The sequence below is a fragment of the Nereida sp. MMG025 genome, assembly GCF_021654165.1.
Lineage (GTDB): Bacteria > Pseudomonadota > Alphaproteobacteria > Rhodobacterales > Rhodobacteraceae > Nereida.
Genome location: NZ_JAKFZN010000001.1, coordinates 427,252 through 451,249 on the forward strand (window position 1 = coordinate 427,252; position 23,998 = coordinate 451,249).

Sequence of the window (23,998 nt, forward strand, 5' to 3'; positions counted from 1 at the left end):
GCTGTCAGCTGGAAGTGGATAACCCGTTCCTCAATTATCCATCTCGGGTGCCCTTGGCCTGCCGCGCTTTTTAGGTATTTTAAGCAACAATGAAGCAAGGGGTTTTGCGATGAACATCAAAGGTGCAAGCTGCATTGTAACGGGGGGCGCGTCTGGCCTTGGCTTGGCCACGGCCAAAGGTTTTTTGGCGGCAGGGGCCGAGGTGCTTTTGCTGGATCTTGACCCAAAAGGGGCGCAGGTTGCCGCGCAGATCGGTGCGCGGTTTGCACAAACCGATGTAACGGATGACGCCAGCGTGCAGACCGCGCTTGCCGATCTTGAGAAACTGGACGTCGCGGTCAATTGCGCCGGTATTGCGACGGGTGAAAAAACCGTGGGCCGTGACGGGGCGCATCAACTGGCGTCCTTTCGGCGCACGGTGGATATCAACCTTGTAGGCAGTTTCAACGTGGCACGCCTTGCAGCCGCCAAAATGGCGCAAAATGACGGCCCCATGCGGGGTGTTGTGATTAACACCGCCTCCATCGCCGCTTTTGACGGGCAAAAGGGCCAAACCGCTTATGCAGCCTCTAAAGCCGGTATTGCGGGACTATCACTTCCGATGGCCCGCGATCTGGCCAGCTTGGGGATCCGCGTGATGGCCATTGCACCGGGGATTTTTCGCACGCCCATGCTGGAGGGTCTGGGAGAAGATATCATGGATGACCTGGCAGCCGATGTCACATTTCCCAAACGCTTGGGGGACCCGGCCGAATTTGCACGCCTGGCGCAGTTTATCATCGAATGTGACTATCTGAACGGCGAGGTCATTCGCCTTGACGGCGCCTTACGCATGCCTTGATCCGCATCAAAGCCGGCACGGCGGCCACCTGATATCGTTTTTGCAGGAGGCCCGCTATGCCAGCGACATCAAAACGTGCTTTGCAAGAGATAACGGTCAAGGAATACCAGAAACTTCAAAGCCTGATCGACGCAATCAGCAGCACCGAGGCGCAGAAAAAAGACAGTGATGATATATCCATCAAGGATATCATCGCGCACCGCGCCCGTTGGATCACCTTGTTCATGGGATGGTATGCGGACGGGCAAGCCGGCAAAGACGCGGCCTTCCCTGCCGCGGGCTATAAATGGAACGCGTTGCCGCGCTACAATGCCGATTTGCGTGCCAAACAAGCCACTGTGGATTGGCCGCAAGCCAAGCAGATGTTCGCCACGGCCCATGAAACACCTTTGCTGTTCATAACCAAATTGCCGGAAAGCGCGCTTTATGGCGGCCCGATGAAGGGGGCGAAAAATACATGGACCACAGGCCGTTGGGCCGAAGCCGCAGGACCCAGTCACTACCGATCTGCGGCAAAATACATCCGTGCCAGACGCCGCGCTTTGGCCTGAAAGGCTAAGCCGCCCGCTCTTTCATTGTTGCACAAATACCTGCGCCGCAGGCGGCGTGACCTGCGATGTCGGGTGCACCCTAGCTTTCGGATTTTTCGGCCAGATCCAGCCACTCTTCTTCTGCCGCGGCCAGCTTGTTTTGCCGCTCGACCAGCCCCTCGGTGGCTTTGGCGAACTTCACAGGTTCTGCGGTATAAAGGTCGGGTTGCGCCAGATAGTGTTCCAGCTTCGCAATCTCGGCCTGCAGGCGCTCCATCTCAGCGGGCAAGGCCTCTAAGCGATGCTTTTGTGTGAATGACAGGCCCGATGGTTTTTCGACCGCTTTTGGTTTGTCTTGCGGTTTGGGGGTCTTTGTTTGGGCCATCTGTGCCGCAGCTACCTCTTGGCGCTGTTCTTGGTAATCGCTCCATCCGCCAGCATAGGCCGTGGCCCGGCCATCGCCTTCCATTGCGATGGTTGTTGTGGCGACGCGGTCCAGAAAATCCCTGTCGTGGCTGACCAGCAGGACCGTTCCGTCGTAATCACCCAAAAGGTCTTGCATCAGGTCCAGCGTTTCAACATCCAGATCGTTGGTCGGTTCGTCCAAGACCAACAAGTTCGACGACCGCGCCATGATTTTCGCCAAAAGGAGCCGCGCTTTCTCACCGCCCGACAAAGACCGCACAGGCGCGCGCGCCTGACGTTCGTCAAACAAAAAGTCCTTGAGATAGCCGACCACATGGCGCGGGTTGCCCTGCACCATCACCTGATCGGCTTTGCCCGACACCCGCATATCCTTGTCCCCTGTCAGACTGTCCCAAAGGGTCATGTCAGGATCCAACTGTGCGCGGCTTTGATCAAAAACCGCCAATTCCAGATTGGTGCCCATTTTCACCGATCCGCTGTCAGGTGTTTCGTCGCCGATCAGCATTTTGAGCAGCGTTGTCTTGCCTGCGCCGTTTGGACCCACAAAGGCCACGCGGTCCTTGCGGTGCACTTTTATCGAAAAATCATCGAGGATACGTTTTTCGCCGTAAGCCTTTGAAATTCCCACCGCTTCAATGACTTTCTTGCCAGATGTCGGCCCGGCCTCTAGCGTCATCGCGGCGGCCCCCTGACGGCGGATCATGCTGGATCGTTCTGCGCGCAGCTCTTGCAGCGCACGCACCCGCCCTTGGTTACGTTTGCGCCGCGCAGAGATGCCTTCTACGGCCCATTTGCCTTCCGCCTTGATCAAGCGATCAAGCTTGTGGCGCTGCATGTCTTCGTCTTCCCAGGTCTTGTCGCGCCATGCCTCAAACGCATCAAACCCCTTTTCCTGGCGTCGCACCGCGCCGCGATCGATCCATAGGGTGGCTTTGGTCAAGGCCCGCAAAAAGGCGCGGTCGTGGCTGATCAGCACATAGGCTTTACGGGTTTGTTTTAGCTCGGCCTCAAGCCAGTTGATCGCTTCGATATCCAGATGGTTCGTGGGTTCGTCCAGCAGCATCAGATCGGGCGCTTCGGCCATCAGCTTGGCCAGCGCCGCGCGTCGGCGTTCACCGCCCGAGGCTGTGTTAACATCGCCTGCAGGATCAAATTTTAACCCTTCCGCTACCATTTCGACCTTGTACATCTCGGACGGATCAAGCCCGCTGGTGGCGTAATCCCCAAGCGTGGCAAAGCCCTCCATCGTTGGGTCTTGTTCCATATACCCCACGCTAAAGCCCGGCGGCACCACACGGTCGCCTGTATCGGGTTCCACCAATGCGGCCATGACCTTCATCAAGGTGGATTTACCCGATCCGTTGCGCCCCACAAGCGCCACACGGTCGCCTTGCTGAACGATCAGGGACAGATCAGAAAATACGGGTTCGCCGCCAAAGGTCAGCGAAATGTCGGAAAGCTGTAATAGGGGTGCGCGTGCCATGAGCTGCAGCTAGAGGGCCACCACGCGCCCGTCAAGCACTAGCCCTGCCATGCCATCAAAAGACGGCGGCGATTTTCGGGAATTGCGTCGATTTCAAGGGCGGTAAAAATATGGGTTGTCTGCATTTGCGTGTCTTGCACCGCATGGTCACCAACCCAACCGCCCATCATCAGATAGGTACGCAACAAGGGCGGAAGCGGCGTGTTTTGCGCGCCTTCTATCAGCGGCAAGGCAACCGCGTCAGCGGATTTGATCTTGGGCCTGAGAGCAGCTGGCCCCAAATGACGCGCGTTCAGGCGTGACAGCGCGGCGCTGTGGCGTGTGGCATCCGCGCCCGCAAAGCTGGAACAGCCAAAGATCAATGCGACGTCTAGCTGATTGACAATCTGGGCCAAAGCCCCCCACGCCAAACGCAAGACATCGGGGTCTGTAGTGTCAGGCTCGACACAGACGCGGCCCAGTTCCAACAGCGGTTTTTGAATGACGGCCAATGGAGCCAGATCATAAAACTGCGCCGAATAACTGCTCTGCGCGGCCTGGGCCCCATTGGCCAGAACCAATGCGCGAAACCCGCCAACGACCGCGCCATTGCGCTGATCGCGCACGGCAAAATGGCGACATGCGGTATCAAAGCGGTCTTGATCAATTCCCGGGCGGCCGAAAAAGGCACGATGGCGCAGGCGCTGCACATCACGGATCGCATCTGGGCTGTGCGCCTCTTGGACGATGTAGCGTTGCGTGATTTTCGCCTGTGCCGTCACAGTGATGTGTCCTTTGTTCATCGCGCTTTGCACCACCGGCCCCTTGGTGATTGCCGATCTGACCCTATTTAGTGTTGCACACAAGGTCACGCCCTTAGCAAGCATTGGGATGACCAAGGCACCAAGATACGGGCAAAAAAGGAGACGGTATGGATAAAGTCGTCAAATCAGACGCCGAATGGCGTGCGCAACTGGACGATCTGGCGTTCAAAGTGCTGCGCAAACACGGCACCGAACGCGCAGGCACGCATGATGATTTCCCCAAAGAGCCCGGCACATATATGTGCAAGGGCTGTGGTGCGCCGCTGTTCGATCAGGCCCATAAGTTTGAAAGCGGCACAGGCTGGCCATCGTTCTATCAGCCGCTGGACGGTGAAATGGTTGGCGAAAGTCAGGACAACAGCTTTTTCATGCGCCGCACAGAAGTGCATTGCAATCGCTGCGACGGGCATCTGGGGCATGTCTTTCCCGATGGTCCAAACCCGACAGGCCTGCGCTATTGCATCAATGGCGTCGCTTTGGAGTTTGAGCCTGAGGACGATTAGACAATGCTTGGCGGGGGGCTGCCCCCGCCAACACCGTTATCCGTCGGGGTTCAGCACCGTGCCCGCATCAAAGCGTCCAAGGTTGCCAAGCAACTGGCGCAGGAACGTCACGCCTTGGACATTGCTGTCGGTCACGCGTCTGGAAATCGGAACAACTTTGCCGTCTTCAAGGGTGAAGCGTTCGATATTGGCGACAAAATCCGCATCATCAAACGTGATCGCAACGACCTGACGATCAATGGGCCGGGGCTGTTGATAGGCAAAGTATCTCCAGCGGCTTGCCACATAGTAGAGGCCTGCGTCGTTGGTCACACCGCCCGCTGTGGGGGGACCAACAAGTTCGATCACGGAATCGCGGATATCAACACCCACCAGCACCTCGGCCAGTTCCGCATCGGTCGGCGCATAGCCGTGATTGCGAAATTGTGCGGCACATGCAGCCAAGCTGATGACAACCCCGCCGATAAGAATTGCTTTTGCGATCCGCGCCTTTAGTCGTGTCATTGTGCCGATCATGCCCCTGCCCTTGGCCTTTGCTTGGCTCAGGCTTATAGAACGCGCACGATGTGTTCAAGAATGGAAAGATGCCCCATGACCTCTGCCCCGACACGATTGCGTTTGGCTGATCTGGCGTCACGCAAACCAACACGTTTCAACATCGCCCCCACGGGTGCCGCGCTTGCGGCCCTCCAAGAGATGTTTGAGGTCGATGATCTGCGCAAGTTGCGGTTTGAGGGGCACATCAGTCCGCAAGGCAAGCGCAACTGGTTTTTGTCTGCCCATCTGGGCGCCACGGTGGTGCAACCTTGCGTGAGCACCTTCGCGCCTGTGACCACGCGGATCGAAGAAGAGGTCGAGCGGCTTTACACAGACACCCCCCCCGAAGTCGAAGACGCCTCGGAGATCGAAATGCCCGAAGACGACCGCATCGAGGCCTTGCCCGAAGAGATTGATCTGATGGCAATTTTGTCAGAGGCGCTGGCCTTGGCGATCCCGGCGTTTCCACGCGCGGAAGATGCCCCTGCCGTTGAGATCAGCGTCACCGAGCCCGGCAAAGAGGCGATGACAGATGATGATGCCAAGCCCTTTGCGGGCTTGGCAGATTTGCTGAAGAAAAGCGACGAAACCTAACGGCGCGCACAGGATTGCGCCCTAGCCTACCGTCACCCACCGCAGGATAAAGAAGTTGTCGGGGCGTTGCGTAAGCGAGATATTGTCCCGCGCGCCCCAAACAAGCGGCTGCACATAAAGCGGCACATAGGCCTGTTCGTCCTGCAAAATCTGCGCAACCTCATCCAACATCGCCTGACGCTTGGTATCGTCAATCTCGGATTGAATCATCGGCAGCAGTTCGTCCACACGTGCGTTCGAAAAGTCCCCGAAGTTCCAGCTGCCCAGTTTCTTTTCGGTGTCCGGCGTATGGGCCAAAAAGCGCACAGGGTGTTCTGCGTCAAACGTGCCTGGCGACCAGCCAAGCAGATACATGTCAAAATTATCTTCACGCAGTTCGGCCCAATAGCCGCGCACAGGCATCGCCTCCAGCTCGGCTGAAATGCCGATTTGCGCCAGCATCGACACCACCGCCTGACACACGGCTTCGTCGTTCAGATAGCGGTCATTGGGGCATTTGAGACCAAATGAGAACCCATCCGCATAGCCCGCCTCGGCCAGAAGTGCTTTTGCACCCTCGACGTCAAAGGCGGGGCGATCGGCCAATGCAGATGTGTAGCCGCGCATCGCGGGGCTGACCAACTGGCTGGCAGGTTCGGCGTTGCCGCGCATGATTGTCTGCAAAATCGCTGGCACATTGATCGCGTGGGCCACGGCTTTGCGCACGCGCACGTCCTGAAACGGGTTTGGTGCGCCTGCATCGGCGGCGTATTTCAAACTGTCGGCGGCATGCGGGAACCCAAGCATAATGACACGCGCCTCGATGCCTTGGATCACATCAACGCCGTCCGCACCTTGCAAGCGCGCCGCATCCTGAATGGGCACAGGGTTGATCATATCCACATCGCCCGCCAGCAGCGCAGCAACAGCCGTGGCCGAGTTCTGGATCGGGGTGAATTCCGCACGGGTAATGTTGTGCTCTGCCTCGCCCCACCAAGTGGCATTGGGTTCCAGCACCGTTTTCAGACCGGGCTGGCGTTCAACCAACTGGAACGCGCCTGTGCCATTGGCATTGAGCGTGGCAAAATTCTCGCCCTCTTTGGTGGGCGCCACCACGTCATTTTCAGCGGCCCACCCGCTGTCCATGATCATCCAGTTGGCAATACTATCAGGGAAGATCGGATTTGGCGCCGTGGTCATGATATCAACGGTGAAGTCATCGACGACCTTAACCTGCGACACAGGGGCAAACCAGCTGGCCGTGTCCGCGGTTTCAGAACTGGCGCGCTGATAGCTAAAAAGGACATCTTCGGCCGTAAACGCCTGCCCCCCGTGGAAGGTGACCCCTTCGCGCAGTGTAAAGCGCCAGCCCTCGCCATCTCCGATGGGTTCCCAAGAGGTCGCAAGCGCCGGCTCAACCGCCATATCTTTGCCGCGCCGCACAAGCCCTTCGTAAACATTGTTCAAAAAGCCAAGAACAGGGGCCGAATTGACGGCATGGGGGTCCATTGTCTGCGGATCGGTCGTGCCCGCCCACTTGAAGGTTTCGGCCTGCACTGGCGCGGCCGTGCAAAGCGCGATCAGCGATGCAGCACTCAGGGATTTCATGGAATAACGCATGTTTCAGGATCCTTTGATCTGTCGGCGGGACTGTCCCGCATGCAGGTGAGGTTAGCCTGTCTTTCGGCGTCTGCCACAAAAATGGCGATGCAACGCGCAGACAAATGTAAAAATGCTTGCGCTTATGGGGGGTTTGGCTGTAGGTCGCGGCTCTGAGATATACCAATCCGATCAAACGGGGCTGGACAGTGCGGCGGGAATCCCTTAGCTGCGCCGCACACGCACCACAACAGACACCTAAGGGCACCAAATGGTCCCCTGCAAATACCTGAGGTTGAGACATGGCTGTCCCCCAGAATAAGATTTCAAAATCCCGTCGCAACAACCGTCGCGCACATGACGCTTTGACGGCTGCGAATCCGAACGAATGTTCGAACTGTGGCGAACTCAAGCGCCCGCACCACGTTTGTGCAGCTTGCGGCCACTATGACGACAAAGAAGTGGTTGCACTGGTCGACGAAGTTGAGTTGGATGAAGACGACGCGGCGTAAGCTGCTTCCAACAACCAACTTAATGTGAGGCGCAATGCCAGCAGACCACCCGATAGATCACAGCGGTTTGGCCGCTAACCAAGTGACATCTGGGTCCGCAAAGCGCAGCACGACCATTGTATCGGTTGACGCCATGGGTGGCGATAACGGGCCCGCAACGGTTGTTGCGGGTCTTGCACGTTGCATGCACAAAGACCCTGACCTGCGGTATATCCTGCACGGGCCCGAGAACGTGTTGCGGCCCTTGGTGGAAAAGCGGAAACTGGGGGATGTGGTTGAAATCCGTCACGCCGAAGCCGTGGTTCAGATGACAGACAAGCCAAGCCACGTCATGCGGCACGGCAAAAACACCTCTATGTGGTCGACGATTGATGCGGTGCGCAATGGCGACGCGGACGTTGCGGTGTCTTGCGGCAACACAGGCGCGTTGATGGCCATATCGATGATCCGCCTGCGCAAGGTTGAGGGCGTCAATCGCCCTGCCATTGCCTGCCTTTGGCCGTCGCGCAGCAAGGGCGGTTTTAACGTCATGTTGGATGTCGGCGCTGATATCCGCGCTGATGAGCATGATTTGCTGCAATACGCATTGATGGGCGCGTCTTACGCGCGCAACGGTCTGGGCCTTGCGCGGCCGCGCATCGGTCTTTTGAACGTCGGCACCGAAGAACACAAGGGCCGTGCAGAACTGAAGGTTGCCAACACACTGATCGGCCGCGCCGCGAAACGTGCCGATCTGGACTATGTGGGATTCGTTGAGGGCGGTGATATTCCATCAGGCCGTGTGGACGTGATTGTCACCGACGGGTTTACTGGCAATGTCGCACTCAAAACAGGGGAAGGCACCGCAAGCCTGATCCGCGATTTTCTGAAAGAAGCGTTCAAACATACCCCCCTGTCGCGTCTAGCCGCTCTTTTGGCCCTCACATCTCTGCGCCGTTTGACCAAACGGATTGACCCGCGCCGCGTAAATGGCGGTGTCTTTCTTGGTCTGAACGGCACGGTCGTGAAGTCGCATGGCGGTGCAGACGCCCTTGGCATAGCCTCGGCCGTACATCTGGCCAGCACTTTGGCAGAATCGGGCTTTACCGAACGGCTGGCCGCACGAATTGCCAGCGCCAATGAATTGATCGCTGATATGGACAAAGAGGACACCTGACCCCCATGACCACCCGTGCGATCATAAAAGGCGTTGGCCACTATCTTCCTGCCCGTGTCGTTCCAAACAGCGAATTCGAAGCCACACTTGAGACCACAGATGAATGGATCAAGGCGCGTTCGGGCATCGAGCGGCGCCATTTTGCAGCCGACGGCGAAACCACCAGCCAGATGGCCGCCCATGCTGCACGCAAAGCGCTGGATATGGCAGGTGTGGATGCCGCGCAGGTTGATGCCATTGTCCTTGCCACGTCTACCCCCGATCTGACCTTCCCGTCTGCGGCGACGATGGTTCAGGCCGAATTGGGCATGAAAAACGGCTTTGCCTTTGATGTTCAGGCGGTCTGTGCGGGATTTGTCTATGCGCTGGCCAATGCCAATGCACTGATCGTGTCGCAGCAGGCCAAACGCGTTTTGGTGATCGGCGCGGAAACATTCAGCCGCATCATGGATTGGACGGACCGCGGCACGTGCGTGCTTTTCGGTGATGGTGCTGGTGCGGTTTTGCTGGAAGCAGGCACAGGGGATGGCACAAAAGCCGACCGCGGCATCCTGGCCACGGACCTCAATAGTGACGGCACCTACAAAGACCTGCTCTATGTGGATGGCGGCGTAAACGACCAAAACAGCGGTAAATTGCGCATGGAAGGCAAAGAGGTTTTCCGCCACGCCGTTGAAAAACTGGCCGCCACAGCGCATAAAGCCATGGAAAAAGCAGGCGTCGAGACACGCGATGTTGACTGGGTCGTGCCCCATCAGGCGAACCTTCGGATCATTAAGGCAACCGCCACCAAAATGGGGCTTCCGCTGGAAAACGTTGTTGTTACGGTGCAAGATCACGGCAACACCTCTGCCGCGTCCATCCCACTTGCCCTGTCGGTTGGTGTTGAACGCGGACAGATCAAACAGGGCGATATGGTGGTAACCGAAGCCATCGGCGGCGGCCTTGCTTGGGGATCGGTGGTTCTGCGCTGGTAAGACAGCCCCCCACGTCGCGGATTTCCGCACCTTAGCTGCGTTCTTTAAGCCGTTGTTATTGACTCATTATTCTGCGCAGGCCACACTCCCTCAACTGATCGAGGGAGAAAACAAATGGCCGAAAAAACTCTGACGCGCATGGATTTATCCGAAGCTGTATTTCGCGAGGTCGGCCTATCTCGCAACGAAAGTGCCTCTCTGGTTGAATCCGTCCTTGATCATTTGTCGGATGCCCTTGTGCGCGGTGAACAGGTCAAAATCTCGTCTTTCGGCACATTCAGCGTCCGCGACAAAGCAGCCCGCGTCGGGCGCAACCCAAAGACAGGCGAAAGCGCCCCGATCCCGCCGCGCCGTGTTTTGACGTTCCGCCCCTCGCATTTGATGAAAGAGCGCGTGGCCTCAGGCAACAAGCGATAGGCAAAAGCGGTAAGGACGGCCCATGGCCAAGACCAAAGACGCATTTCGCACCATCTCGGAAGTGGCCGAATGGCTGGACGTGGCACCCCATGTGCTGCGCTTCTGGGAGAGCAAATTTTCATCTGTGAAACCGGTAAAGCGTGCTGGTGGTCGGCGCTACTATCGCCCGTCTGACATGCAACTTCTTGGCGGTATAAAAACCTTGCTCCACGATCAGGGAATGACGGTGAAAGGCGTGCAAAAGCTTCTATCTGAGCAAGGCGCCAAGCATGTTGCGTCATTCTCGCCGCCATTCGAAGGCGACGACGCAGCGCCCCAAAATACGCCAGAAGCGCCACAGACAGCCCCCGCGACTGTCGAAACCGCTGTTCCAGAAGCAGAGGTCGTAGAGTTCCCGACCCAAGCGGAGCCAGAGCCAGAGCCAGAGCCAGAGCCAGAGCCAGAGCCAGAGCCAGAGCCAGAGCCAGAGCCAGAGCCAGAAAATGCTTCGAACGAAGATGCGCGGCAATCCCCTGAAACCGCAACGGATATCCAACCTGCCGCCTCGGCCCCGACCCCTCCCAAACCACTCGTGGTAACAACGCCAGACGATCCGGCAGATGATGACGCATCAGTGGTCCCGTCAGGTCTGGCCGCCCTTGGCGCGGCATCGCAAGAGACGATGACGGCAAACGCCTCGCGTATGAAACCCCTCTATGCGCGTCTGACCGCCTTGGCGGAAAAAATGAACGCAAACAGCTGACGTGCGAACCGACGTGTATCTGTCTCGCCCTCACTTTCAATTTACCGCAAAACACGCTTGTGCTGTGATCCGCTTTGCGATTAAAGACACCACAAGCGGGCTATGGCGCAGCCTGGTAGCGCGTCCGTCTGGGGGACGGAAGGTCGCAGGTTCGAGTCCTGCTAGCCCGACCATTTTTTACCGCTTAAAACGCCTTTGCGAGATATCGCAGGGGCGTTTTGCATATAAGGATCGCTGCTGATGGGTGTTTTGCCTTGCCAAGAGATTGAAACGCTCATCGCGGATGGCCAGCTGACGGGCAATCCCGCGATCACGCCTGAACAAATCCAACCTGCCAGCCTGGATTTACGCCTCGGCAGCGTTGCATACCGCGTGCGTGCATCCTTCCTGGCAGGGACCGGACGCAGCGTTGCGGACCGCCTCGAAGAATTTGAAATGCACCGCATTGATCTGTCAGATGGTGCCGTTCTGGAAAAAGGCGCGGTCTATGTGGTCCCTTTGATGGAATCGCTTGATTTGCCGGACACGATCAACGCTGTGGCAAATGCAAAGTCCTCCACAGGCCGTCTCGATCTGTTGACGCGCACCATCACCGATGGCGGCACGGAATTTGATCGCATTCCGCGGGGCTACACAGGGCCGCTATATGCAGAAATCTGCCCACGCTCTTTTTCGGTGCTCGTCCGTCCGGGCCAACGCCTGAACCAGATCCGCTTTCGCAAGGGTCAGGCCATCCTCAGTGATCCCGAACTCAAAAAACTCCACGCCGAAGACCCTTTGGTCAACGGCCCCGCACATATCGACAATGGCTTGGGCTTTTCAGTCGACCTGACCCCGTCAAATGACAGCGCAGCATCAGGACTTGTCGGGTTTCGTGCCAAGCCCCACACAGGTGTGATCGATCTGGACAGGATCGCCCACTACGATCCAGCCGAGTATTGGGAACCAATCTACACTCACGACAAACGGATCATCCTCGATCCTGGGGCGTTCTACATCCTCGTCAGTCAGGAAGCTGTCACCATCCCCCCTGATTGCGCCGCAGAAATGGCCCCCTATCTGGCCATGGTTGGTGAGTTTCGGGTCCATTACGCAGGCTTCTTTGACCCAGGCTTCGGTCATGCGCGCGCAGGCGGGCAAGGGTCGCGCGGGGTATTGGAAGTCCGCTGTCACGAAGCCCCATTTGTGCTGGAACACGGCCAAATCGTGGGGCGTCTGGTCTATGAACGTATGTCAGACGTGCCCACACAGCTCTATGGGGCTGGAATTGCCAGCAACTATCAAGGCCAGGGCCTTAAACTGTCCAAACACTTCAAGGCCCTCTAGCTTTCATTGTTGCCGAAAATACCTCAGAGCGCGAGACAGCGTCTCGCACCCTTATCGTGGCTGAAAAGCCGCGATAATTAGCATCAATGGCGGGCTTGCCCGCACATTCCGATCAGAACTTACGGGTCACACGCGCAGCTTTGCGCGCTTTTTTGGCGGCTTGCTTGGCCGCGGCAGTTTGATCGGGGGCGTGATCCGCGCCCTGCCCGTTTTGTCCGCGGTTGGCCATTGCGCCCATCCCTGCGTTGATCCCCTTGTTTACCACTTTGCGTAGCAACATCCGTGTGATCATGTTGATGATCTGGTTCATCTATTCGCTCCAAAAACTGCCATTACCGTTTTATATAGGGTAAAATGGGCAGAATTTCGACCATCAGTCCTCAAAGAGTTCCGATTGCCCCTCTTGGGCTTCCATTTCGTCTGGATCGTTTTCACCATCGCCACCAATCGGCATCTCGCCCATCGGCGCGCGATTGTCCAACAGTCCAGCCGAACGCAGCTCTTTCAAACCAGGCAAGTCGCGTGCCGTTTCCAGACCGAAATGATCCAAAAATTCCTGGGTGACCACAAAGGTAACGGGACGGCCCGGTGTCATACGCCGCCGCCCAAATCTGATCCACTCCATTTCCAGCAACTGGTCAACGGTGCCGCGGCTTACTGCGACGCCACGGATTTCCTCAATCTCGGCACGGGTCACAGGTTGATGATAGGCGATGATCGCCAATGTCTCAACGGCAGCGCGGCTTAGTTTTCGCACCTCAACCGTCTCTTTTTGCATCAAGAACCCCAAATCACCCGCAGTGCGCATGGCCCAGGCATCGCCAACTTTCACAAGGTTCACACCGCGCCCGTCATACCGTTTGCGCAGGTGAACCAACGCCTCTGCCACGTCACAGCCAAGCGGCATACGCCCTTCGATCTCCTTGACGGTGACGGGGTCCGCACTGGCAAACAAGATCGCTTCTACCATGCGTTCCTGCTCGCCCATGGGCGGGGCCTCAAACAGGCTTTCAGCTTCACCTTCAATGTCTTGTGGGTCGTCGTTCATCTATCCATCGTCTCGCTTTTTGATCTGGATGGGCGCAAATATCTCGCCTTGCCTGATCGAAATTTTACCCGCCTTCGCCAATTCCAACGAAGCCGCAAAATTTGCCGCTGTCGCCGATCTGCGTTTCTTGGGATCCAGTTCCCACCCTTCTGGCAAATAACTGGTCAGGTCGGTCCATTCGCCTGCGTAGCCAATCAAACTGCGCATGCGTTCCAACGCTTGCTCCAACGTCATCACCGCTTCGCGGTCCATCACGAAGGGCCGGAATTCATCTTTGGTTTTGATCCGCGCATAGCCCTGCATCAGATCCATCAACGTGGCGGTATATGTGATCTTGCGCACGCGGGCCACGTCCTCGGGGAGACCACGCACAAAAAAGTCGCGTCCCTTTTGATCGCGCGCCATGAGTTTGGCCGCAGCGTCCCGCATGGCGGCCAAACGCTCCAGTTGAAACGCCAGATGCGCGGCAAGTTCTTCGCCAGATGGTCCCTCTTCGGCCGGATCGGGCGGCAACAGAAGGCGGGATTTCAGAAACGCCAGCCACGCCGCCATCACCAAATAATCCGCCGCCAATTCCAGCCTAAGCGCTTTCGCCTTTTCGATAAACGCCAGATATTGTTCGGCCAATTGCAGAACACTGATTTTGCGCAAATCCACCTTTTGGGTGCGCGACAGCGTCAACAGCAGATCAAGAGGCCCTTCAAACCCGTCAACATCGATGATCAGCGCCTCGGCCGCCAGCCGTTCGGCCACGGCGTCCGTGTCGAATTTCGGGTCCTCAGAGGTGAGATCGGCAGACATGAAAGCAGCTGTGCCCTTACGCGGTCAGAAGTTCCTCAAATTCCGCTTCCAGAGCCGCAATGTCAACGCTTTGCGCAGGTGTCCGCATCGCCAGCGCCGCTTTTGCCCGCAAAGCGCTGGTCAGGCTCATCTGTCCCGCTGCGTCAGCCACGGCGTGCATTTCATCCAAAACGCCGTTGCAATGCAAGACGACGTCGCAACCTGCCCTGATCGCGGCGGCAGATCGTTCGGCCACGGTGCCCGACAAAGCCTGCATGCTGATATCGTCTGTCATCAATAGACCACCAAAGCCAATTTCCTCGCGGATCAATTGTTGCATGATCATAGATGTGGTGGCGGGCTTGCTGTCGAAGGCTTCAAACACAATATGCGCGGTCATTGCCATCGGCAGATCATTGAGCGCGCGAAAAGCCGCAAAATCCGTGGCCCGCAAACTGCGCGCAGTCGCCGAAACCCGTGGCAAGTCCTTGTGGCTGTCCACTGTCGCCCGTCCGTGGCCCGGCATGTGCTTTAACACAGGCAGGACGCCGCCATCCAGCAACCCGCGGCTGGCCGCTTGCGCAGCACCGACCACAATCGCCGTATCATCGCCATAGCACCGGTTTTGCAAAAACGGGTGCGTTTCGGATGTCGCCACATCCGCCATGGGCGCGCAGTTGCTATCAATCCCCACGCCCAGAAGTTCCGCTGCAATGATACGATACCGCAAATACATTGCACGGGCCGCATGTGCAGGCCCCGCCGCACGCATCTGATCCAGTGGTGGCATCCATTCGCGCCAGTGCGGCGCGCGCATGCGTTGGACGCGCCCGCCTTCTTGATCAATGGTGATCATTGCATTGCGCCCGACAGCTTCACGCAGCTGTCCTGTCAGCCGTTTCAACTGCTCTGGGTCCGCAATGTTACGAGCGAATAAGATAAAGCCCCAAGGATCGGCCGCGCGGAAAAATGCGCGTTCATCAGGGGTCAGGCTTTGCCCTACACAGCCTAGGATATAGGCGCCCCGTTGCGCCACTTATCGGGTCACAACAGGAATACAGGCTGCATTTTCGGCCACCAGAGCCGTACAAAACCGTCGCGCATCTGCCAGATCTTCAAATCCTACGGCCCGTAAGCGGTAAAAAATCTTGCCGCCACTTTCGGCGCGCTGGACCACGCGCTTTTTGGTAGCAAGATATCCATCGAATTGTTTGGCAAGCTTGCGCCACTCGGCGCGGGCAACATCTGGACTATCGAAGGCGCCAAGCTGGACAAGGCGCGTTCCGGCGGGAATGCTTTCCGGTGCAATTTCCGCCCCTGTTACAACACTGTTGGGCTGCGAGGCCGGTGCACTTGCAGGAATAACGGCCGGACGCGTTTTGGGACGCAGCGACGTTCCAAGCCCGCCTGTGACGACCGCAGGCGTCGTGGCGGTCAGTGCGGGCGTGCTGGCCCCGATTGCCGCGACCAGCTCTTCTAGCGCCGCTTGTGTTGCGGGCGCATTGGGTGTGGCGGATACGTCTTGCACATTTTCAACATTCAACTGAGCATTTTGGCCAGAAACTTCGATGGGGACTTCTTCATTTACAATATTTTCACCTGATACAGGTAGAACGACACCAACGGCGTCATCGGCCTCAATATCCACCGGCGCAGGGGCCAGGACAAGTTGATCGGGTGGCGGCGCCGAGGTGCCAAGAGCGGCCACTTCATTGACGGCAAGCCCTTGATGCCGCGCTTCGCGGCCACCTGGATTGTCGGGTTGTACGCGCATGGGTCCATCAATCGCGGCAACGACCGGCACGCCGCTGACATCGCGCACCATCAGTTTGTAGCCCCAGACGCCCACGCCAATGATCAGTGCGACCGAAGTTACCGCCCCTGCCCAGTTTACAAATGTTGTGGCTTTGCGCCCTACGTTTCGGGAAAACGGCATACCCTGTTCACCACCCGCATGGGGGTGCGCTGCGCCGCTGTCACGGTCGAAATCGCTATACATCTCGCCTCACTGCCCGCTGGTCGCATCATGTTTGACGCGCCTTCAGGTCTCTTTTGCTGCCTCAATACCCCTTTGGTGCGGCAGGTGCGGCTTGTTAGATCAGCGCATCTCTGTCGCAGGAGTTACCCCCAAGATACCCAATCCTGACGAAATAACAACTGAAACCGCGCGGATAAGGGCGATTTTCGCCTGTGACGTGGCGGGGGCGTCTTCCTGAATAAAGCGCAGCGAGGTGTCGTCATTGCCCCTATTCCAAAGTGCGTGCAGATCAGATGCCAGATCATAAAGGTAAAACGCCACGCGATGCGGCTCTTGGGTGCGTGCGGCAATCTCGACCAGACGTGGCCATTCAGCCAGTTTAGCGGCCAGTGCCAATTCAGCCTCATGGGCCAACTGGTCCAGATCGGCCGCGGCCAGCGCCGCATCATCCACAGCGATCCCCGCATCGGCCGCCTTGCGCAACACGCTGTGCACACGCGCGCTGGCGTATTGCACGTAAAACACAGGGTTGTCCTTGGATTGGGCCGTCACCTCGTCAAAATCAAAGTCCAGCGGCGCGTCATTCTTGCGCGTCAGCATGATAAACCGCGTCACATCGCGGCCAACTTCGGCCAGCAAATCCTGCACAGTGATAAACGTCCCTGCCCGTTTGGACATTTTGAATTCTTCACCGTTTTTGAACAGCTTCACAATCTGTGCCAGCTTGATCTCAAGCGGCACCTTGTTTTCCGACAGCGCCGCCACGGCTGCCTTCATGCGTTTGACATAGCCACCGTGATCGGCGCCAAAGACGTCAATCAGCAGATCAAAGCCACGGGTCACCTTGTCATAGTGATAGGCAATGTCGGGGGCGAAATAGGTCCACGCGCCATCCGATTTCTGGATCGGGCGATCCTGATCATCGCCGTAGTCTGTTGATTTAAAGAGCGTCTGTTCGCGTGGTTCCCAATCTTCGGGCATCTGGCCTTTGGGCGGCTCAAGCGTGCCGCGATAGATCAGGCCCTTGCCGCGCAAGTCCTCGATCGCCGCTTCGATGCGGCCTGTGCCATATAGCGATTTTTCGGAATAAAACACATCCATTTCAATGCCCAATGCCGCCAAATCCTCGCGCACGATGTCCATCATCGCATCCGTGCTAAAGACCCGCACATCGGCCAGCCAGATATCTTCGGGCTGGTTCACGTAGGCATCACCAACCTTGGCTTTCAGCGCCTCGCCCACGGCGATCAGGTAATCACCGGGATAGGTGCCATCCTCAAAGGCAACCTCTTGGCCATGCGCCTCAAGGTAGCGCAGATAGACAGAGCGTGCCAAAGTATCGACCTGCCCGCCGCCATCATTGATGTAGTATTCGCGCGTGACGTCATAGCCCGCGTATTCCAGCAGCCCCGCCAGCGCATCGCCAAAGACCGCGCCCCGCGTATGGCCCACATGCAGCGGCCCCGTGGGGTTCGCGCTGACGTATTCGACATTCACCTTGCGCCCCGCCCCCATCTCCGAGCGGCCAAAACCACCATCCGTCAGGGCCGCACGCACCACATCACGCCACAGGCTTGCATCCAACCGCAGGTTCAAAAAACCCGGTCCTGCAACATCGGCGGTCACGACCCGTGCATCGGCCACCAACAGGGCGGCCAGCGCTTCGGCAATATCGCGTGGCTTCATCTTGGCAGGCTTGGCCAGCACCATCGCCGCGTTTGTCGCCATATCGCCGTGGCTTGCATCACGCGGCGGCTCAACCGTGACATTTGCAAAGTCCAACCCCTCAGGCAGATCACCTCGGCGCACCATCTCGTCCAGCGAAGAAATCACAAGCGCGCGCATATCGGCAAAAAGGTTCATCGGGGTCACTCCTGAAATTTAAGCTTTCCCCTTACCACGCGTGGGGTGGAGGTCAATAAATTGGAGGACGGAGAGGTTCCTTGCCAAAGAGCAGACATTGATACAGACCGCCGCGAAAGACCGCTTTGAGCCCAAAGTGACTAATGCTGCGTTCTGCACGAACGTCCTATCCGCCGAACTGGGCAAGATACGGGTTGCTTCACAAAATTCGTGATGGACAGTGCGCAAGATAGATAGGAATGAGCACGCGCAAGGCATTATCAGCACATGCATTTTCTGACTTATCCGATCAATGGCATTTAACGGCAGGCTTCGAAACCCGCAGATAGGGCAATTTTCTAAGAGAGGGTTGCTACAGTTTTTGGGTTGGTGCCGGAAGAATTGTCGCCGCGTTTGCCAACCTAACAGCGAGAAATGATTGCTCCTCAAGTCCCCAGCCAGTTGGTAGGATAGTATTACCGATTGTTTTGGCCAGCGAGTCTTAAAGCAATCTGATCCGGGGCTCCGCAAGACCCTGAAAAGGCAGCTTGATTGACATAATTCGTCCGTCATTGGCTGCGGCGTCTTCCCCGGTCCCAATGCTCGTCACAAAAAGGGTGGACAGGTTCGCTCCTCCAAAACATGGCTTACTTGGGCGGCTCGTCGGCACGGGAATTCGTAGCGCGATAGCGCCTGATGGATCAAGCCGAAGCATTTCGCCTCCGCCGACGCCGGCCATCCAGTAACCGCCTTGTCGATCGACACAGGCGCCATCTGGTCGTCCGGCTGTAATTTCCGCATCGAAATAAACGCGCCGCTGAGATAGCTCACCCGTCATGGGATCGTGGTCGAACGCCCAGATCGTTTGGACATCCGGCCAACTGTCAGAGAGATAGGCGGTGCGGTCATCAGGGCTGAACGCCAATCCATTCGAAACGTGCAATCCTCCCATCAGGTCGTCGATATCGTGACCATCGAAGACACAAAGCCGTGCATTAGGCGCACTTCGATTCCCCAGCGCTGTGCTCCCGATATAGAACCGACCGGCACGTGACACTGCGCCATCGTTGGGCCGGTGTCCTTCGGGGAAACTCTTGAACGGTGCGACAAACGCGAGTGTACCGGTTTTCGGATCAAATCGGTGCAAACCACCAGTCAATGCGACGAGGATATCATCGCCCTCGGTCAGAGCAAGACACCCCGGTTTGTCTGGCATTGGCCATGATTGGGCCTCGCCCGTTTCAGGCGCATATCGCCACACTTGATCGCGCCCGATATCGACCCACCACAGGCACTGCTTACGATCGCACCAGATAATCCCCTCTCCCACGTTCATTTTCGGAAGGGGTAGTATGTCGACCTTAATCTCGCTCATGGCCGAAGGCTGTCGTGCGCTGCCAGCGCGGCTGGACATAGACATATTCTTCCTGAGTGCCGTCCGCATAGGACACGGTATTGGGTATCGACGCATTGTGACCGCCGGGATACTTGCGCACCTCGTCAAGGTTGAGATCAACGCCAAGACCGGGCGCGTCCGGCACGACCATACGTCCGTCCTTCATCTGCGGTTCCTGCGTGACGACCTGATAACGGCCCTCCCAGTCGGTCGCGAACTTTTCAAGCACCATTGCGTTTGGGATCGCGGACATGGAATGCAGCGCCGCAAATTCAGCCACAGGGCCAAGGGTGCCTGCGTGCGGTGCGACCTGAACAAAATGCGATTCCGCCAGTGCTGCAATTTTGCGGAACTGGGTGATGCCGCCGCAGCGGCCGCTGTCAGGTTGCACCACGTCGATCAAACCGCGTTGGATAAGCGGAGCGGCAGACCACAGGTTACTGGAATGACGTTCACCCGCGGCCAGCGGCAAGGCCACGGCATCACGCACCCGGCCGTAGCCTTCGAGGTTTTCGGGCGGTAGCGGCTCTTCAAGAAACATCAAATCAAAGGGTTCTAAGGCGCGGCCCATAGCGATTGCATCGCCAACGGTCAGCCAGGGTGGACCGTGCAGATCGACCATCAGATCCGCTTGGGGGCCCAGTTCCTTGCGCAGTGCGGCGACCTTTTCAACTGTGCCTTTGACGTTCCCGGATTTAAACGCGCGATATCCCATGTCCCACGCCTTGCGCGCCTTTTCGGGGGTTGAGGCATGAGCATAGGCGGGCAGGCTGTCGCGGACCTTGCCACCCAACAGCTCGTGGACAGGAACGCCCAGTGCTTTGCCCTTGATGTCCCAAAGCGCCATGTCAACCGCACCAACTGCACCGCCGCCGACTGTGCCGACCTGCCCATGACTCATCGTGGCGAGGTGCATCATCCCCCACAGCTTTTCGATGTGACGGGCGTCTTGGCCAATTAAAAGTGGGGCAAGATCGTTTACAGCAGTTTCGACCACACGTGGCCAGCCGCTTCCCTCGCCGACGCCGGTTAATCCGCCTTCGACGGTGACACGGACGAACAGCCAATGCCGTGTCGTGCCCATGCTCATCCCGCCGGCCTTTGTGCCGGTATTGCCGGACCATGCTGTTTCGCCCGGCGCACCGGCATGGACAAGGAAGGTTTCGACGGCTTCGATTTTCATGTTTGCAGGTCCTTGGGCAAAAGCGCATCAGGCATGTTCTGATAGCACACAGGCCGCAACCAGCGCCGGATCGACAACGTACCGACAGAGGTCGCGCCAAAGTTTGTCGAGGCCGGATACGGTCCGCCGTGGACCATGGCATCCGCCACTTCGACCCCGGTCGGAAAACCGTTGGCCAAAAGGCGACCGGCTTTGCGTTCAAGGATCGGAACCATGAGGGCGGCCTTGGTAGCGTCGGCGTCATCGAGATGTAATGTGCATGTCAACTGGCCGTCCAAGGCCTGCGCAACACGCATCATTTCATCGCCGTCCTTTGCCACGACGATTAGCCCCAGCGGGCCAAACACTTCATGACCCAATGTTTCGTCACGTAACCAATCGCTCGCGCTGACTTTCAGCAAAACAGGTGCGCCCCGCCGCCCGTCGCTCGGAGCAGACAAGAGCGTTTCGACCTTTGGCCGTCCGGCCAATTCGCTGGCCCCTTTGCGATAGGTCTCCGCCATTGATCCGGTCAGCATATCCTGTGGTGCCGTATCTGACAGGCCCGCATGTGCTGCGCCGGTGAAGGCGTCTATGCCGTCACCGTCAAGCACCACTGCGATACCGGGATTGGTACAAAACTGCCCGCAACCCATCGTCAATGACCCCGCCCAAGCGGAGCCGATCTCTGCACCGCGAGACTTGAGCGCCGCGGAGAACAGGAACATCGGATTGACAGAGCCAAGCTCGCCGAAGAAGGGGATTGGCTCTGTGCGTGACGCACAGAGGTCAAACAGAGCGCGCCCACCGCCCAGCGAGCCGGTGAAGCCGACAGCCTTAATTAGCGGATGCTGGACAAGCGCCGTGCCGACGTGACGGTTACCACCCTGCACCTGATTGAAGACACCTTCATGCAAATCGCAAGCGATACGAGCGGCCTCAATGGCTTGCGCTACAAGATCGCTGACGCCGGGATGGGCAGAATGGCCTTTGACAACGACCGGACAACCTGCTGCCAAGGCGCTGGCTGTATCGCCGCCTGCGGTCGAGAAGGCGAGCGGAAAATTGGAGGCCCCGAAGACAGCGACCGGGCCAACGGGGCGCTGCATCATCTTCAGATCGGGACGTGGCAGCGGGGCGCGATCCGGCAAAGCTGTATCATGGCGCTTGTCCAGATAGGCCCCATCTTCAATATGATCCGCAAACAGGCGCAGCTGACCGCAGGTGCGGCCACGTTCCCCTTCAAGACGCGCCGCAGGCAGGCCGGTTTCGCGGGTGCCAATGGCCGTTATGTCGCCGCCGCGCGCGTCGATCTCATCGGCGATGCGACGCAAGAAGTCGGCCCGCTCCGCACGGCTGGTCGCTGCGTAGCTAGGGAAGGCCCCCTCTGCCGCGCTACATGCGGCTTTGACATTCTCGACCGTGCCAACACTAAAGGTATCAGGCGTGCCTGTGGTTGGTTCATTGGCGAAGGTTTCGGACCCGCCGACCCATTTGCCTGCGATCAGATGTTTTTGTTTGAACACGAGTTCGTTTCCTTTATTCGTTCTATACGCCCAGCCCCATCAGCCGTGGAAGCCACAGCGAGATTGCCGGAATGAAGGTTACAAGCAGCAGGACCACAATCATCACGAGATAAAAGGGCAACATCGCGACGCTCAGCCTTTCGATTGATATTTTCGAGATGGCACTGCCGACAAACAGGACACCCCCCACGGGCGGCGTAATCAACCCGATGCCGAGGTTCAGGATCAGGATAACGCCAAAGTGGACATAGCTGATCTCGAATTTGTCGAGGAACGGAATGATGATCGGCGTCATGATCACGATGATAGATGTCATCGACGCCAGCAGTCCAAGACCCAGTAGTAGCACATTCACAGCCAGCAGGAACGCATATTTGCTGCCGATAAAGTCGAACACAGAATTTGCCAGATAATCGGGCACCCGCAAGAACGCGATGACCCAGCCAAAGGCACCAGCCGCGCCAATGATGATCATGATCTGGGCCAAGGGCACAACGGTTGACCCCAGCGCGCGCCAGATCCCTTTCAGGTCCGTTGCCCGATAGATAAACAGCGCACAAATCACGGCCCATAGCACCGCTACCGAGGCACTTTCCGTGGCTGTAAAAACGCCAGTGAGAACGCCCGACAGGATGATAAAGATGGTCATCATCCCCCAGATTGCTCCGACGAAAGACGTCATCAATTCCGATGCTGTGAAGTTTGAATCCACCGGATAATTGCGCTTGCGCGAGATGTAATAGGAATACCCCATCAGCGCGACGCCAAGCACCACACCTGGCACCAGCCCAGCCATAAACAGCGCCCCGACAGACACACCGCCACCGATAGCCATTGCATAGATGATCATGTTGTGGCTTGGCGGGATCAGCATACCCTGAACCGAGCTTGCCATGGTTACGGTCGTCGCGAAATCCTTGTCATAGCCGCCCTTGTGCATGGCAGGGATCAGGATGTTGCCAAGGCTGGACATGTCCGCAATGGCCGAACCCGAGATGCCGCCAAAGAACATGGACGCCATGATATTGACCATCGCAAGGCCGCCACGCATCCAACCGACGACAGCCCTCGCAAGTCGTAGCAAGCGATCAGTAATGCCCCCTTCGGACATGATGTCACCGGCGAGAATAAAGAACGGAACCGCCAGAAGCGAAAAGGACGAAAGCCCCGAAACGATCCGCTGAAATGCGATTTCAAGCGGCAGGTCGAGGTAAATCATCGTACCAATGGCTGCGATCGCCATCGAGAACGCAATGTTGGTTCCCAAGATGAGCAAAAGGAAGAATGAGCCCAGAAGGAGCGAGACTGCGATAGGATCGGTCATTTGCGGGGCGCTCCTTCTACGGGCGTTTCGGGAGTGCGGGTCAGCGCGATTTCAGCCAGTGCAATCACGATAAGAACGCCGGACACCGGCACTGACAGGTATTGCCAGAATGCGGAAATGCCCAAGCCTGGCATAAGGTTGCTCAGGTTCTGAATGGCAATCTTTACCCCATACCAAACGAACAATATCCCCATTCCGAAGGATAGAATCCAATTCAGCCCATCCAGTCCGCGTTTGCCCACAGGCGCGAGCGAGCGTTGCAAGAGGTCAAGCCGGATATGCCAGCCGTTACGAAAACCAAGGGGAACAGCCAAAAGGGAAAGCCAAACGATCAAGGTCAGGGCGAGTTCCTCGCCCCAGCGTGGTGTGCTGTTCAGAATATATCGACCAAACACGGTCGACAACACGCTGAGCGATAACGCGACCAGCAGCGACCGACACAGGATGTCGACGCCAGCAAACAGCATATTCATCAAATTTTTCATGAGCCCCCCTAAGAATACGGGCCGCCCCAAAG

General features: G+C 57.7%; 25 protein-coding genes and 1 tRNA gene. 11 read left to right on the top strand and 15 right to left on the bottom strand.

Features of this window, described 5'->3' with window-relative positions; translation table 11 throughout:
- Positions 1 to 109: 109 nt before the first annotated feature.
- Both L1065_RS02035 and L1065_RS02040 read left to right on the top strand, forming a co-directional pair.
- Complete coding sequence (locus tag L1065_RS02035; protein WP_237093777.1) at positions 110 to 841, top strand: SDR family NAD(P)-dependent oxidoreductase; 732 nt, start codon at positions 110 to 112, stop codon at positions 839 to 841.
- Positions 842 to 897: 56 nt separating this feature from the next.
- Entirely contained in the window at positions 898 to 1,392 is a 495-nt protein-coding gene (locus tag L1065_RS02040; RefSeq protein ID WP_237093778.1) for a ClbS/DfsB family four-helix bundle protein, read from the top strand.
- Positions 1,393 to 1,471: 79 nt separating this feature from the next.
- On the opposite strand, the gene L1065_RS02045 is transcribed toward L1065_RS02040, so the two are convergent.
- On the bottom strand, positions 1,472 to 3,280 hold the full coding sequence (locus L1065_RS02045; RefSeq protein ID WP_237093779.1) for an ABC-F family ATP-binding cassette domain-containing protein: 1,809 nt from the start codon (positions 3,278 to 3,280) through the stop codon (positions 1,472 to 1,474).
- Between the two features lie 38 nt (positions 3,281 to 3,318).
- Entirely contained in the window at positions 3,319 to 4,062 is a 744-nt protein-coding gene (locus L1065_RS02050) for a GNAT family N-acetyltransferase (protein ID WP_237093780.1), read from the bottom strand.
- Positions 4,063 to 4,190: 128 nt separating this feature from the next.
- Between L1065_RS02050 and msrB the strand changes: the two genes are divergently transcribed.
- On the top strand, positions 4,191 to 4,586 hold the full coding sequence (msrB, locus tag L1065_RS02055; RefSeq protein ID WP_237093781.1) for a peptide-methionine (R)-S-oxide reductase MsrB: 396 nt from the start codon (positions 4,191 to 4,193) through the stop codon (positions 4,584 to 4,586).
- 36 nt (positions 4,587 to 4,622) lie between these two features.
- Here msrB and L1065_RS02060 read toward each other — a convergent pair whose 3' ends face one another.
- A complete protein-coding gene (locus L1065_RS02060) occupies positions 4,623 to 5,102 on the bottom strand; it encodes an outer membrane protein assembly factor BamE (protein WP_237093782.1) in 480 nt (159 codons plus the stop codon).
- Between the two features lie 75 nt (positions 5,103 to 5,177).
- Between L1065_RS02060 and L1065_RS02065 the strand changes: the two genes are divergently transcribed.
- Positions 5,178 to 5,717, top strand: coding sequence for a DUF177 domain-containing protein (locus L1065_RS02065; protein WP_237093783.1), 540 nt, complete (start codon positions 5,178 to 5,180; stop codon positions 5,715 to 5,717).
- A gap of 21 nt (positions 5,718 to 5,738) precedes the next feature.
- Here L1065_RS02065 and L1065_RS02070 read toward each other — a convergent pair whose 3' ends face one another.
- Positions 5,739 to 7,304, bottom strand: coding sequence for an ABC transporter substrate-binding protein (locus L1065_RS02070; RefSeq protein WP_370641144.1), 1,566 nt, complete (start codon positions 7,302 to 7,304; stop codon positions 5,739 to 5,741).
- A gap of 293 nt (positions 7,305 to 7,597) precedes the next feature.
- Between L1065_RS02070 and rpmF the strand changes: the two genes are divergently transcribed.
- From rpmF to L1065_RS02105, 7 genes are all read left to right on the top strand, one after another.
- Entirely contained in the window at positions 7,598 to 7,807 is a 210-nt protein-coding gene (gene rpmF, locus L1065_RS02075; RefSeq protein ID WP_237093785.1) for a 50S ribosomal protein L32, read from the top strand.
- Between the two features lie 34 nt (positions 7,808 to 7,841).
- Positions 7,842 to 8,963 carry a phosphate acyltransferase PlsX gene (gene plsX, locus L1065_RS02080; protein WP_255765989.1) on the top strand — a complete coding sequence of 374 codons (1,122 nt, stop codon included), beginning with the start codon at positions 7,842 to 7,844 and terminating at the stop codon, positions 8,961 to 8,963.
- Between the two features lie 5 nt (positions 8,964 to 8,968).
- Positions 8,969 to 9,940 carry a beta-ketoacyl-ACP synthase III gene (locus L1065_RS02085; protein ID WP_237093786.1) on the top strand — a complete coding sequence of 324 codons (972 nt, stop codon included), beginning with the start codon at positions 8,969 to 8,971 and terminating at the stop codon, positions 9,938 to 9,940.
- 114 nt (positions 9,941 to 10,054) lie between these two features.
- On the top strand, positions 10,055 to 10,357 hold the full coding sequence (gene ihfA, locus L1065_RS02090; RefSeq protein WP_237093787.1) for an integration host factor subunit alpha: 303 nt from the start codon (positions 10,055 to 10,057) through the stop codon (positions 10,355 to 10,357).
- A gap of 22 nt (positions 10,358 to 10,379) precedes the next feature.
- Positions 10,380 to 11,099, top strand: a complete 720-nt coding sequence (locus tag L1065_RS02095) for a MerR family transcriptional regulator (protein ID WP_237093788.1) — start codon at positions 10,380 to 10,382, stop codon at positions 11,097 to 11,099.
- A gap of 96 nt (positions 11,100 to 11,195) precedes the next feature.
- Positions 11,196 to 11,272, top strand: a tRNA-Pro gene (locus L1065_RS02100).
- 64 nt (positions 11,273 to 11,336) lie between these two features.
- Positions 11,337 to 12,425: a 2'-deoxycytidine 5'-triphosphate deaminase gene (locus L1065_RS02105; protein WP_237094521.1), complete on the top strand. Its 1,089-nt coding sequence runs from the start codon at positions 11,337 to 11,339 to the stop codon at positions 12,423 to 12,425.
- 112 nt (positions 12,426 to 12,537) lie between these two features.
- Here L1065_RS02105 and L1065_RS02110 read toward each other — a convergent pair whose 3' ends face one another.
- The 11 genes from L1065_RS02110 to L1065_RS02160 all read right to left on the bottom strand — a co-directional run bounded on the left by L1065_RS02110 (position 12,538) and on the right by L1065_RS02160 (position 23,966).
- Positions 12,538 to 12,735: a hypothetical protein gene (locus L1065_RS02110; protein WP_237093789.1), complete on the bottom strand. Its 198-nt coding sequence runs from the start codon at positions 12,733 to 12,735 to the stop codon at positions 12,538 to 12,540.
- Between the two features lie 63 nt (positions 12,736 to 12,798).
- Entirely contained in the window at positions 12,799 to 13,473 is a 675-nt protein-coding gene (gene scpB / locus L1065_RS02115) for an SMC-Scp complex subunit ScpB (protein ID WP_237093790.1), read from the bottom strand.
- The gene (locus L1065_RS02120; RefSeq protein WP_237093791.1) at positions 13,474 to 14,274 is read right to left on the bottom strand and encodes a ScpA family protein; all 801 of its coding nucleotides are present in this window, start codon (positions 14,272 to 14,274) and stop codon (positions 13,474 to 13,476) included. It abuts the gene before it with no gap.
- A 16-nt stretch (positions 14,275 to 14,290) separates the two neighbouring features.
- The gene (gene nagZ / locus L1065_RS02125; protein ID WP_237093792.1) at positions 14,291 to 15,289 is read right to left on the bottom strand and encodes a beta-N-acetylhexosaminidase; all 999 of its coding nucleotides are present in this window, start codon (positions 15,287 to 15,289) and stop codon (positions 14,291 to 14,293) included.
- Positions 15,290 to 16,252, bottom strand: coding sequence for an SPOR domain-containing protein (locus L1065_RS02130; RefSeq protein ID WP_237093793.1), 963 nt, complete (start codon positions 16,250 to 16,252; stop codon positions 15,290 to 15,292).
- 99 nt (positions 16,253 to 16,351) lie between these two features.
- Positions 16,352 to 18,094 (bottom strand): arginine--tRNA ligase, encoded by a 1,743-nt coding sequence (argS, locus tag L1065_RS02135; protein ID WP_237093794.1) that lies wholly within the window; start codon positions 18,092 to 18,094, stop codon positions 16,352 to 16,354.
- A 481-nt stretch (positions 18,095 to 18,575) separates the two neighbouring features.
- A complete protein-coding gene (locus tag L1065_RS02140) occupies positions 18,576 to 19,448 on the bottom strand; it encodes an SMP-30/gluconolactonase/LRE family protein (protein WP_237093795.1) in 873 nt (290 codons plus the stop codon).
- Positions 19,435 to 20,652, bottom strand: a complete 1,218-nt coding sequence (locus L1065_RS02145; RefSeq protein WP_237093796.1) for a mandelate racemase/muconate lactonizing enzyme family protein — start codon at positions 20,650 to 20,652, stop codon at positions 19,435 to 19,437. Before L1065_RS02145 ends, L1065_RS02140 begins: the two co-directional genes overlap by 14 nt.
- Positions 20,649 to 22,157 (bottom strand): aldehyde dehydrogenase family protein, encoded by a 1,509-nt coding sequence (locus tag L1065_RS02150; RefSeq protein ID WP_237093797.1) that lies wholly within the window; start codon positions 22,155 to 22,157, stop codon positions 20,649 to 20,651. The genes L1065_RS02145 and L1065_RS02150 overlap by 4 nt, the downstream gene beginning before the upstream one ends.
- A 22-nt stretch (positions 22,158 to 22,179) precedes the next feature.
- Entirely contained in the window at positions 22,180 to 23,481 is a 1,302-nt protein-coding gene (locus L1065_RS02155) for a TRAP transporter large permease (RefSeq protein ID WP_237093798.1), read from the bottom strand.
- The gene (locus tag L1065_RS02160; RefSeq protein ID WP_237093799.1) at positions 23,478 to 23,966 is read right to left on the bottom strand and encodes a TRAP transporter small permease; all 489 of its coding nucleotides are present in this window, start codon (positions 23,964 to 23,966) and stop codon (positions 23,478 to 23,480) included. The genes L1065_RS02155 and L1065_RS02160 overlap by 4 nt, the downstream gene beginning before the upstream one ends.
- Positions 23,967 to 23,998: the final 32 nt, after the last annotated feature.

Coding starts and splice junctions, on each gene's coding strand:
- L1065_RS02160 (WP_237093799.1), bottom strand. CDS start 23,966: ATGAAAAATTTGATGAATATGCTGTTTGCTGGCGTCGACATCCTGTGT.
- L1065_RS02130 (WP_237093793.1), bottom strand. CDS start 16,252: ATGTATAGCGATTTCGACCGTGACAGCGGCGCAGCGCACCCCCATGCG.
- L1065_RS02120 (WP_237093791.1), bottom strand. CDS start 14,274: ATGTCTGCCGATCTCACCTCTGAGGACCCGAAATTCGACACGGACGCC.
- argS (WP_237093794.1), bottom strand. CDS start 18,094: ATGAACCTTTTTGCCGATATGCGCGCGCTTGTGATTTCTTCGCTGGAC.
- L1065_RS02050 (WP_237093780.1), bottom strand. CDS start 4,062: ATGAACAAAGGACACATCACTGTGACGGCACAGGCGAAAATCACGCAA.
- rpmF (WP_237093785.1), top strand. CDS start 7,598: ATGGCTGTCCCCCAGAATAAGATTTCAAAATCCCGTCGCAACAACCGT.
- L1065_RS02145 (WP_237093796.1), bottom strand. CDS start 20,652: ATGAAAATCGAAGCCGTCGAAACCTTCCTTGTCCATGCCGGTGCGCCG.
- L1065_RS02110 (WP_237093789.1), bottom strand. CDS start 12,735: ATGAACCAGATCATCAACATGATCACACGGATGTTGCTACGCAAAGTG.
- L1065_RS02085 (WP_237093786.1), top strand. CDS start 8,969: ATGACCACCCGTGCGATCATAAAAGGCGTTGGCCACTATCTTCCTGCC.
- L1065_RS02035 (WP_237093777.1), top strand. CDS start 110: ATGAACATCAAAGGTGCAAGCTGCATTGTAACGGGGGGCGCGTCTGGC.
- plsX (WP_255765989.1), top strand. CDS start 7,842: ATGCCAGCAGACCACCCGATAGATCACAGCGGTTTGGCCGCTAACCAA.
- msrB (WP_237093781.1), top strand. CDS start 4,191: ATGGATAAAGTCGTCAAATCAGACGCCGAATGGCGTGCGCAACTGGAC.
- ihfA (WP_237093787.1), top strand. CDS start 10,055: ATGGCCGAAAAAACTCTGACGCGCATGGATTTATCCGAAGCTGTATTT.
- L1065_RS02045 (WP_237093779.1), bottom strand. CDS start 3,280: ATGGCACGCGCACCCCTATTACAGCTTTCCGACATTTCGCTGACCTTT.
- L1065_RS02155 (WP_237093798.1), bottom strand. CDS start 23,481: ATGACCGATCCTATCGCAGTCTCGCTCCTTCTGGGCTCATTCTTCCTT.
- L1065_RS02095 (WP_237093788.1), top strand. CDS start 10,380: ATGGCCAAGACCAAAGACGCATTTCGCACCATCTCGGAAGTGGCCGAA.
- L1065_RS02065 (WP_237093783.1), top strand. CDS start 5,178: ATGACCTCTGCCCCGACACGATTGCGTTTGGCTGATCTGGCGTCACGC.
- scpB (WP_237093790.1), bottom strand. CDS start 13,473: ATGAACGACGACCCACAAGACATTGAAGGTGAAGCTGAAAGCCTGTTT.
- L1065_RS02140 (WP_237093795.1), bottom strand. CDS start 19,448: ATGAGCGAGATTAAGGTCGACATACTACCCCTTCCGAAAATGAACGTG.
- L1065_RS02060 (WP_237093782.1), bottom strand. CDS start 5,102: ATGATCGGCACAATGACACGACTAAAGGCGCGGATCGCAAAAGCAATT.
- L1065_RS02040 (WP_237093778.1), top strand. CDS start 898: ATGCCAGCGACATCAAAACGTGCTTTGCAAGAGATAACGGTCAAGGAA.
- L1065_RS02070 (WP_370641144.1), bottom strand. CDS start 7,304: ATGAAATCCCTGAGTGCTGCATCGCTGATCGCGCTTTGCACGGCCGCG.